Annotated in this window: 2 protein-coding genes; both read right to left on the bottom strand. The window is 61.9% G+C overall.

The window, feature by feature from the left end; all coding sequences use genetic code 11:
• Positions 1 to 104: 104 nt before the first annotated feature.
• Positions 105 to 860, bottom strand: coding sequence for an IS21-like element ISPre4 family helper ATPase IstB (gene istB, locus HZR81_RS23325; protein ID WP_011077977.1), 756 nt, complete (start codon positions 858 to 860; stop codon positions 105 to 107).
• A 20-nt stretch (positions 861 to 880) separates the two neighbouring features.
• Positions 881 to 2395, bottom strand: coding sequence for an IS21-like element ISPre4 family transposase (gene istA / locus HZR81_RS23320; protein WP_041771204.1), 1515 nt, complete (start codon positions 2393 to 2395; stop codon positions 881 to 883).
• Positions 2396 to 2575 lie beyond the last annotated feature (180 nt).

Here is a 2575-nt window from a genome sequence, read left to right as displayed (position 1 = left end):
TGCGCATTCCACGCCATCCGGCCACCCAGTCCACCAACATCCGGCCACCCGTTCCACGCTCATCCGGCCAGGCAGTCGGAGCGCAGCGACGCAGGTTTGCATTGTTAGTCTGAAGTCCCTGTCGTCGTCAATTTCGTTGCGCGTCTGCGCATCGATTCGCCCTTCAGTTCGATCCGATAAGCGTTGTGCACCAGCCGGTCGAGGATCGCGTCGCCCAAGGTCGGATCGCCGATCAGTGCATGCCATTTGTCCACGGGCATCTGGCTGGTGACCAGCGTCGAGCGGTTGCCGTAGCGGTCGTCCAATAGCTCAAGCATGTCGCGCCGTTGCGGTGCGGTAAACGGCGCCAGGCCCCAGTCGTCCAGGATCAGCAAGTCGGTCTTGGCATAGCCCGCCATCAGTTTCGCGAATCGACCGTCTCCGTGGGCCAGGCCCAGTTCCTCCATCAGGCGCGGCAGACGCAAGTAGCGCACGCTGTAGCCGTCACGGCAGGCCTTGTGGGCCAGCGCGCAGGCGAGCCAGGTTTTGCCTACACCGGTCGGGCCGCCGATGATCAGGTTCAAGCCATCGCGCAGCCATTGGCCGCTGCCCAGTTGCAGGATCAGGGACTTGTCCAGGCCGCGTGGGCTGCGGTAATCGATGTCTTCCAGGCAAGCGTTGTGGCGCAGTCGTGCCAGTTTCAGCCGGCTGCTCAGACGCGTGTTTTCACGTTCGGTCAGCTCGCGGTCGATCATCAGGCCGAGGCGTTCGTCGAAGCTCAGATCATTGATATCGGGCGTGGCGTGTTGCTCGCTCAGCGCCTTGATCATGCCGTGCAGGCGCAGGGTTTGCAGCTTGTCGAGTGTCGGATTGGGCAGCATTTTGGTGCTCCTTTTTCAGGTCAGTGGTAGTAGCCAGGGCCGCGCAGGTTGATGTGTTCGTCGGGCAGTAGCGGCAGGTTTTGCTGGGACAGCGGTAGCTTTTCCAGCCCTTGGCGCAGGATCGATTCAAGGCTTTTGTAGCTGCACGCGCCCAGTGCCAGCGCTCGCTGGCAAGCGGCTTCCAGCCGCTCTTCGCCGTGCTGCTTGCTCAGGCGCAGGATGCCCAGGCAGGCGCGGAAGCCGTGCTGAGGATGGATTCGGCGCTCAAGGATGTAGGCGATAACGCCAGCGGTGTTAGGCCCGGTCTGCTCGGCCCAGCGGATCAGCCGTTGCGGTGTCCATTCGGCGTGCTCCCGGTGGCTCTTGGGCATGTGCTCGGTTTGGGTGGTGTGGCGGCCTTTGTGCAGCGAGCGCAGGTGACTGGCCACCCGCTGGTTGGCGTGGAAGCACTCGACGGTCTTAGCGGTTAGCCGCACTTCGAGTTGGTGCTTCACCAACTGGTACGGCACCGAGTAGTAATGGCCCTCGACCTCGACGTGGTAGTCGATGTGCACCCGCACCTTTTTCCATTCGGCGTAGATGTACGGATGTTCTGGTAGCGGTTGCAGTGCGGGTTGGTCGATGGTCTCAAAGGCCGAGCGGCGTGAGCCGGGCAGCTTCTTGAAGGGCTTTTGATTGAGGCGTTCGAGCAGCAGGCTGATTGCCGTGTTGAGTTCGCCCAGCGAGAAGAACTGGCGGTTGCGCAGCGCGGCGAGGATCCAGCGCTCGACGACTTGCACGCCGACTTCGACCTTGGCTTTGTCCTTGGGTTTGCGCGAGCGAGCAGGTAATACGGCGATGCCGTAATGCTCGGCGAGATCGCGGTAACTGGGGTTGATGTCGGGCTCGTAGCGATGCGCCTTGGTGACGCCGCTGCGCAGATTATCGGGCACCAGGATCTGCGATGTGCCACCGAAAAAAGCAAAACAGCGGGCGTGCGAGCCCAGCCAGTCAGGCAGCTTCTGCGACCAGGTGGCCTCGGCAAAGGTGTAGCTGGACGCGCCGAGAACGGCGACGAAGATCTGCGTTTGGCGGATCTCGCCGGTTCGCCGATCAATGACCGGTACGGTCTGGCCGGCGTAATCGACGAACAGCTTTTCGCCGGCACGGTGCTCCTGGCGCATGACCACGTCGACCTTGGCGGCCCAGAGGCGGTAGTGCTCGCAGAACCAGCTGTATTGGAAGCCTTGCGGGTGGGCGAGTCGGTATTCCTGCCAAAGCAGGGCCAGAGTTACGCCGGGGCGGCGTAACTCCCCGTGTACATGAGCCCAGTCTGGCACCGGCCTTTGATCGCTGGGAACGGTGGGCGGCGGCGGAAAAAGATGCCGTTGTAACTCGGCGTCAGTCAGCGCAGAGGGCCAGGTCAGGCCGCTGGCAGCAAAGCGATTGAGGTACTCACCGACGCTGGCTCGGCCTACTTGCAAGCTGCCAGCGACCTGGCGGGCAGATAGGCCGACCTCGAATTTGAGACGTAGCACTTCTCGAATTTTACGCATGGATAAACGCTCCACGACGACCTCTCTGCTTCGATAAAAGAGGTCGATGGTAGTGAATAATCCTGCGTTGCTGCCTGCCTTAAGGGTGGCCGGATGAGCGTGGAATGGGTGGCCGGATCATCGTGGAATCAGTGGCCGGATGTTTATGGAATAGGTGGCCGGATGGCCGTGGAATCCGCA

Source organism: Pseudomonas sp. LM13, assembly GCF_041381355.1.
GTDB classification, from domain to species: domain Bacteria; phylum Pseudomonadota; class Gammaproteobacteria; order Pseudomonadales; family Pseudomonadaceae; genus Stutzerimonas; species Stutzerimonas frequens.
Note: the sequence above shows the minus strand (reverse complement) of the source record. Positions and strands in the feature narration are given on the sequence as shown.